Annotated in this window: 5 protein-coding genes; 4 read left to right on the top strand and 1 reads right to left on the bottom strand. The window is 41.8% G+C overall.

Translation table 11 applies throughout. The annotated features are described in order from the left end of the window. Nucleotides 1-580 precede the first annotated feature (580 nt). The 3 genes from M3204_RS08365 (at nucleotide 581) to M3204_RS08350 (ending at nucleotide 6,315) form a co-directional block, all read left to right on the top strand. Nucleotides 581-4,237: a dynamin family protein gene (locus tag M3204_RS08365; RefSeq protein WP_251480747.1), complete on the top strand. Its 3,657-nt coding sequence runs from the start codon at nucleotides 581-583 to the stop codon at nucleotides 4,235-4,237. Between the two features lie 215 nt (nucleotides 4,238-4,452). Beyond that, on the top strand, nucleotides 4,453-5,298 hold the full coding sequence (locus M3204_RS08355; RefSeq protein WP_251480745.1) for a sulfurtransferase: 846 nt from the start codon (nucleotides 4,453-4,455) through the stop codon (nucleotides 5,296-5,298). Nucleotides 5,299-5,448: 150 nt separating this feature from the next. Beyond that, nucleotides 5,449-6,315 carry a 5'-3' exonuclease gene (locus tag M3204_RS08350; protein ID WP_251480772.1) on the top strand — a complete coding sequence of 289 codons (867 nt, stop codon included), beginning with the start codon at nucleotides 5,449-5,451 and terminating at the stop codon, nucleotides 6,313-6,315. Between the two features lie 143 nt (nucleotides 6,316-6,458). Here M3204_RS08350 and sspL read toward each other — a convergent pair whose 3' ends face one another. Continuing rightward, on the bottom strand, nucleotides 6,459-6,590 hold the full coding sequence (gene sspL / locus M3204_RS08345; RefSeq protein ID WP_251480744.1) for a small, acid-soluble spore protein L: 132 nt from the start codon (nucleotides 6,588-6,590) through the stop codon (nucleotides 6,459-6,461). Between the two features lie 153 nt (nucleotides 6,591-6,743). On the opposite strand from sspL, the gene M3204_RS08340 reads away from it, so the two are divergent. Next, nucleotides 6,744-7,205, top strand: a complete 462-nt coding sequence (locus M3204_RS08340) for a divergent PAP2 family protein (protein WP_251480743.1) — start codon at nucleotides 6,744-6,746, stop codon at nucleotides 7,203-7,205. The last annotated feature ends 34 nt before the right edge of the window (nucleotides 7,206-7,239 follow it).

Here is a 7,239-nt window from a genome sequence, read left to right as displayed (position 1 = left end):
CTTTATGTGCCCCGTTTTCTCTATTCTCACTTAACGGGGCAGATATCATTACTTTATGTGCCCCGTTATTCCCTTTCCTCCCTTAACCGGGCACATATCTTTTCTTTATGTGCCCCGTTTTCTCTATCCTCACTTAACGGGGCAGATATCATTACTTTATGTGCCCCGTTATTCCCTTTCCTCCCTTAACCGGGCACATATCTTTCTTTATGTGCCCCGTTATTCTCTATCCTCCCTTAACCGGGCACATTACTCTTCTATATGTGCCCCCTTTTTCAGAATGCGAGAAAAGAGGTCACCAATGAGCCGTATTGGCTCCGTTTTTTATGAATTCTGTCCCCATTCAAGCTAGATCATTGTTTATTCGGGCAGTGAAAGACCATTTCAGTTCCCTTACGAGCTCGATTCATGCTAGTTCGAGCGTTGAAACCCGATTTCAGATCCCCTTGAAGCTCAATTTCTGTTAGTTCAGGAAAATAATCTTGCTATTACTGGTTATCCAAAAATGTAATAATAGGAAAAGCGTGAAAAATCATATAAAATATAATCATTCACAAATTTGTCACAAGGGGTAAAGAGAATGGGTCAGACAGTTGCGCAGCAAGAACGGAAGCTTCTTGGAAAAATATTATCACTTTATAAACTTATTCAGACTAATAATGATGAGGATACAGCAGAAAAGGTAAGAGAGCTTGGAAGGAAAGCGATTGAAGAAGAATTTTCAATCGCTTTTTGCGGCCATTTTTCAGCAGGGAAATCGAGTATGATCAACAGGCTGATCGGCGATAACATCCTGCCATCAAGCCCAATTCCAACAAGCGCAAATTTGGTGAGGATAAAATCGGGCGATGAATATGCAAAAGTCTTTTTCAAACATGGAGGATCAAGGATTTATCCAGCCCCCTATGATTATGAAACGGTTAAATCATACTGCAAAGACGGTGATCAAATCCATGCTATAGAAATCAGCCATAACGGCGCTGAATTTCTGGAAGAAGCAGTCATCATGGATACGCCAGGAATTGATTCGACTGATGACGCTCACCGAATTGCTACTGAATCGGCATTGCACCTGTCAGACATAGTGTTTTATGTGATGGATTATAATCATGTCCAGTCTGAGTTGAACTTCCTGTTTACGAAAGAATTGACAGACGCTGGGAAAGAGCTGTACTTGATCATTAACCAAATCGATAAACACCAGGATGCTGAACTGTCATTTGAACAGTTCAGAGAAAGTGTTAAAACTTCTTTTGCTGATTGGGGAGTCAGACATTCAGGAATCTTTTACACTTCTTTAAGGGATGAGACTTCACCATACAATCAGTATACGGAGCTCAATAATTTCATCATAGATCGAAAGAGCAAGAGGAAAGAAATCCTGCCAGTGTCAATATTCAAATCAATGGAAAAATTGGTAGAGGACCATTTGGCACACATGCACCAACAGGTTGAGGAAATGCTTAGGGAACTTGAGTCCGTCCTTGAAGGCGTTCCAGAAAGCGAGCGTCAGCAGCTTTCAATAAAGCTTGAGGAGATACGAGAGAAAAAGCAAAAGCTGGAACAAGAAAGAAATCCGGAGATGGAATTTGTATCCGGAATCAACAACATTCTTAAAAATGCTTATTTGATGCCATTCCAGACTAGGGAGCTGGCTGAAGCTTATCTTCAAGCTCGGCAGCCGGATTTTAAAGTTGGCTTGTTTTTCTCGAAACAGAAAACGGAACAAGAAAGAATAACCAGGTTGGAAAGTTTTTATCAAGACCTTGAAGAAAAAGTGCAATCCCAGCTGGATTGGCATATCAAAGACTTTTTGACCAAACTCTTCAGGAAGCATAATCTTAACCAAGCAGAGCTGCAAAGGATGGTTAGTGGCTTCCAGGTGGAGTTTGATAAAGAATTGCTTTCCAACTCAGAAAAGCCAGGAGCAAGATTGTCTGGCGAATATCTATTGAACTATACAAATGATGTTGCAGAAGCGTTGAAGAATCTCGCCCGCAGAAAACTTGAACCAATAAAGAAAGCCTTCCTCAACAATGTGAAAGTAAATGATGATGAAGAACTAGAAACACTTTCAAATAAAGAAACTGAACTAGAGAAACTGTTGGCTGCATGGGAAGGATTAAGGAGAATACGAGATGTGCTTAATGAACAAAGACGTAATGTAACCGAGTTATTATATGGCGATGTAATCATTGAGGATAGGAAGGAAGATTATAGTATTTTCCAGCCAATAGATAGTGAATCAGAAGTTGTCACAACTATTGATCCAGCCGAGGCAGATATTGAAGTGAAGCGTCCCAAATCAGATGATGCCAGTCAAGCTGCCGAGGAAAAACATGTTAACGGAATCGATCATTACCATGAAAAACATCAGCACTTATTAGATAAGCTGGAAGTTACATCGGCAGAGATAGAAAATATCCCGGGATTGAAAAAAATTGCACGGGAATTGAAAGAAAAGGCAGCCAGAATAAAGGAAAAAGAATTCACTGTAGCCCTGTTCGGTGCTTTCAGTGCAGGGAAGTCGTCTTTTGCCAATGCCCTTGTAGGTGAAAGGATATTGCCCGTATCACCGAATCCGACGACAGCAGCGATTAATAAAATAAAGCCCGTAACAAAACAGAATCCACATGGAAGCGTGATTGTCAAAATCAAGAATGGCGATACCATACTAAAAGAGGTTGAGCGTTCGCTCGGTTTGTTCGGCCAGTCATCACGAGATTTCCAGCATGCTCTTGAACAAATAAATGGCCTGAAATGGGAAGATACCGGCTTCAGTGCTGTTGAAAAGACCAACTATGCGTTCCTGCAGGCATTTGCAAAAGGCTTTGCTGATTTTAAAGACCTTTTTGGAGAAACGTTATTTGTGGATCTGGATTCCTTCAGAGGATATGTGGCGGAAGAAGAGAAATCTTGTTTTGTTGAATGGATAGAAGTTTATTATGACTGTGAACTGACGAGGGAAGGAATCACCCTTGTTGATACTCCTGGAGCGGACTCCATCAATGCCCGCCATACTGGGGTCGCATTCGATTATATCAAAAACTCGGATGCAATATTATTCGTTACTTACTATAACCATGCATTCTCGAAAGCAGACCGAGAATTCCTGATTCAATTAGGGAGGGTCAAGGACACCTTTGAGCTTGATAAAATGTTCTTCATTGTCAACGCGGTTGATTTAGCGTATTCCGATGAAGAGCAGCAAGCCGTCCTTGATTATGTTGAGGGCCAGCTCGTTCAATACGGGATCAGGAAACCTCATCTATTCCCTGTTTCCAGCTTGAAGGGGTTGAATGCAAAACTTGAATCAGCATCTGGCGGGGACCAGCTTTTTAATCGGTTTGAACAAGCATTTTATTCGTTTATCGCCCAAGACCTTATGAATATGGCTGTTGAAGCTGCTGAGGGAAAGTGGCAGCAAGCCGTTCATTTAATAGAGGAAATGATCAGGTCTGCCAAAGAAGACAATGCAGCCAAGGCTGAAAAACAAAGAAAGCTGAAGTCTGAACAAGAAGAAATGCATAATATTTTATCCAGAAAGACGGCGGATCTATTAGGAGAGCGCCTCGTTCAGGAAGCGGATGAACTGGCATTTTATATTCGCCAGCGGGTGTTCATCCGATTTGGAGACTTTTTCCGGGAATCCTTTAACCCTGCTCTCCTGAAGGATGATGGCCGTAATTTAAAAAGAGCCTTAGAGACTGCGCTTGATGAATTGATCGAAAGCATCGGCTTTGACCTGGCTCAGGAAATGAGGGCGACTTCTTTAAGAGTTGAAGCGTTCATTGACCGCAATTTAAAGGAACTTCAGCAGGCTTTTATTGCGGAACTATTAAAAATCAATCAAACTGTTTCGATCACATTAATAGATAATAAATCATTTGCAGGACTCGAATTTGAGACTGCCTTCCAAAAAATTGACCGCGGTCAATTCAAAAAAGCACTCGCTATGTTCAAAAATCCTAAATCATTCTTTGAGAAAAATGAAAAGAGATTAATGGCTGAAGAACTGGAAAGGCTTTTACAGCACCCGGTCGAAGATTATCTAGAGACAGAGAATCTGAAGTTAAAAAACCACTATATCCAAGAATTGAGCTCTGCTTTTGAAAAAATTCAGGAAGATTTTTCGGAGCAAATCAATGAATATTTCGAAGGAATTACTACTGCGCTGGAGAACAATTTTTCAATTGACGAGGTTAAATCAGCACTGGAAAAGATTAAAAATGATTGATGAGGGTTGTATTGTAGGATGAACAATGACCGATTCCATGCGTGTGCTACCTGCATTAATTTTCGGACGGAAAAGGCTGAAGGGCGAATGAAGTATTTTTGCGGCAGGCTTGGATTTGAAACAAAAACCACTTATCGATTCGACTGCTGGGATCCAAAAGAAAACGTTAAAAGATTAATGGCGAAAAATAACCCGAAAACAGGGGAGTGATTTCCATGCAATACTATGTAGATTCAGACTGGTTAAAAGAGCATCTCGAAGACAGCGATGTAAGAGTCATAGACTGCAGATTCCAGCTTGGCAATCCTGATGCAGGCAGGGTTCAGTATGAACATAGCCATATAACTGGCGCTGTATATTTTGACCTTGAAAAAGACCTTTCGGGAACCGTTGGAACACATGGGGGCAGGCATCCTCTGCCAAATTTCAGCCAATTGAAAGCCAGGCTGGAAGAGTCAGGGATTAATAATGATACGACTCTCGTGGCATACGATGCGAAGGAAAGTGCATTTGCATCAAGATTCTGGTGGCTGTTGAAGTATCTTGGCCACGATAAGGTATATATTCTGAACGGTGGTTTTGAAGCATGGACGAAGGCTGGAAATCCAGTTAATGACCAGATTCCAAAATACTCACGTTCTGAATTCATCATCTCGAAAAATAAGGAAATGCTTGCTTCATATGAAGAAGTGAAAGATCTCGCCCTCAATGGGAGTAAATCTGCAATCCTTATAGATTCACGGGAAAATAAGCGCTTCCTGGGCATAGAGGAACCGATTGACAGAATCGCTGGCCATATACCGACGGCCATTAACAAGCCGTGGATGGAAGGTTTGGAAAATGGATATTTGAAATCAAAACTACAACAGGAAGAAAGATTTGCTGGTCTTGATAAAGAGCAGCCAGTCATCGTATATTGCGGATCAGGTGTAACTGCGACGCCAAATTTCATTGCTTTAAAAGAAGCAGGTTTCAAGAATGTCAGGCTTTATGCTGGAAGCTACAGCGATTGGGTTTCATATGAAGATAACCCAGTAGGGAAGGGAAATGCAGGGAGCTGAGGGTTTTGAAAAAAATAGCGGAAGTTTTATGTTATAATAGAAAAGTTGAGCCACATGAGAGTCTGCCGGTTTATGGCACCGGAAGGCCGATTCGGAAAATTAATCATAGATGGAGGTTTCAGCTTGGAAACTAATAATAAAACTTCACTTATGCTCGTAGACGGAATGGCACTATTATTCAGAGCATTTTTTGCCACAGCCGTTTCCGGACAATTTATGATAAATTCTAAAGGTGTTCCTACAAACGCAATCCATGGTTTCGTGAAGCACTTTGCGACAGCGATGTCTCAATTCAGACCGACACACGCAGCAGTATGCTGGGACATGGGAAGCAAGACGTTCCGCACGGAAATGTTCGAATCTTACAAAGCGAACCGGCCGGAAGCCCCAATCGAGTTATTGCCGCAGTTTGACCTTGTAAAGGAAGTTGTAGAGGCGTTTGATGTCCCTAATATCGGGCTGCCAGGATATGAAGCGGATGACTGTATCGGTACAATCGCCAGGACGGCGAAAGAAGTCGAATCAGTTTCGATTCTGACAGGTGATAAGGATATTCTCCAGCTGATTGATGACCGTGTTTCGGTTATCCTGCTGCAAAAAGGCTATGGAAACTATGTTGTTCACAATCGCGAGACGCTTTACGCGGAAAAAGGGATCTGGCCAGAGCAAATGATCGATTTGAAGGCTTTCATGGGTGACCCTAGCGATAACTATCCTGGAGTTCGCGGAATTGGTGAAAAGACCGCAGTAAAATTGCTTCAGGATCATGGAAATGTCGAAGGTGTTATAGCGAATTTGCATCAACTGACAAAATCGCAGCGTGCGAAAATTGAAGCAGACCTGGAAATGCTGCATTTAAGCAGGCAGCTGGCTGAAATAAAATGCGACGTACCTGTTGAATGCCGGATGGATGAAGCCTTCTTCAGGATTGACCGAGAAAAGGTTCTTTCCAAGTTTAATGAAGTGGAGCTCAAGGGCCTTCACCGCTTGTTCGAAAATGAAACAATGTATGCATAAGATGGAAAACGGCTGGATTTTAAACAGCCGTTTTTTTATTTGCTTCATTTTTCTCATCCCATCTTATGTTCGGACCCTCACAAGACGGCCTCAATTACGCTGTCCAAAAGGATGATTCAATCACTGATCGTGAGCAGACCGATTTACTTTGTGTTCTTTTTTTTGGCAGCATTCTCCAGCTTTGATTTCGGCTCTTCAGAAAACCCTGCATCCTGGCCGTAGCCCTGCGGATTGACTCCTGGAGCCTTTGTTCCTCTGTTTCCCTTTTTGCTCATAAAAACACCTCCAGAAATTTTTTTGTTTAAAAATCATTAGAATTGTGAATTAACCTTTATAGGTTGTCTAATTAATACAGCTTAATTCTTATTATGAACTGCCAAGAATAAAAGCACTCATTTTTCTTCAAAATAAGATGGAGGTGACTGACGATGAATAAAGGTGTAGCTATTGCTCTATCAAGTATCGGGCTTGCACAAGCCTTAAAAATACCTGTTCATTATGCAAAGACAAAGGAATGGAAACCTGATTTGTTTTTTGCGTCCGGCGGCATGCCAAGTTCCCATTCAGCCGGTGTATCATCATTAACTACTTATATCGCCCTTCAAAAAGGCGTGCGGACAGTGGATTTCGCCCTGTCCCTTGTATACGGCATGATTGTTATGTACGATGCCCAGGGCATCAGAAGGCAAACAGGGGAGCTTACCTTAAAAGTGAATGACCTTGATGAATTAATCGACAAAATCAATGAAGACGATCCAGTCGAGTTCGAAGAAAAAGCTCCTGATCCACTAAAGGAGATGCTTGGACATCAGCCAAAAGAGGTTCTTGGCGGCGCACTGCTTGGCATGCTCATGGGATTTGCTGGTTACCAATTTTCAAAAAAACGGTAGAAAAACCATGAAATTTAGGGTAAGATTTTATTAG

The sequence above is a fragment of the Mesobacillus subterraneus genome, assembly GCF_023715485.1.
In the GTDB taxonomy this organism is placed as follows: domain Bacteria; phylum Bacillota; class Bacilli; order Bacillales; family Cytobacillaceae; genus Mesobacillus; species Mesobacillus subterraneus_B.
The sequence above is the reverse complement of the archived record's forward strand: the minus strand, read 5'-3'. Positions and strand labels throughout refer to the sequence as shown.

Coding starts and splice junctions, on each gene's coding strand:
- M3204_RS08365 (WP_251480747.1), top strand. CDS start 581: ATGGGTCAGACAGTTGCGCAGCAAGAACGGAAGCTTCTTGGAAAAATA.
- M3204_RS08355 (WP_251480745.1), top strand. CDS start 4,453: ATGCAATACTATGTAGATTCAGACTGGTTAAAAGAGCATCTCGAAGAC.
- M3204_RS08350 (WP_251480772.1), top strand. CDS start 5,449: ATGCTCGTAGACGGAATGGCACTATTATTCAGAGCATTTTTTGCCACA.
- sspL (WP_251480744.1), bottom strand. CDS start 6,590: ATGAGCAAAAAGGGAAACAGAGGAACAAAGGCTCCAGGAGTCAATCCG.
- M3204_RS08340 (WP_251480743.1), top strand. CDS start 6,744: ATGAATAAAGGTGTAGCTATTGCTCTATCAAGTATCGGGCTTGCACAA.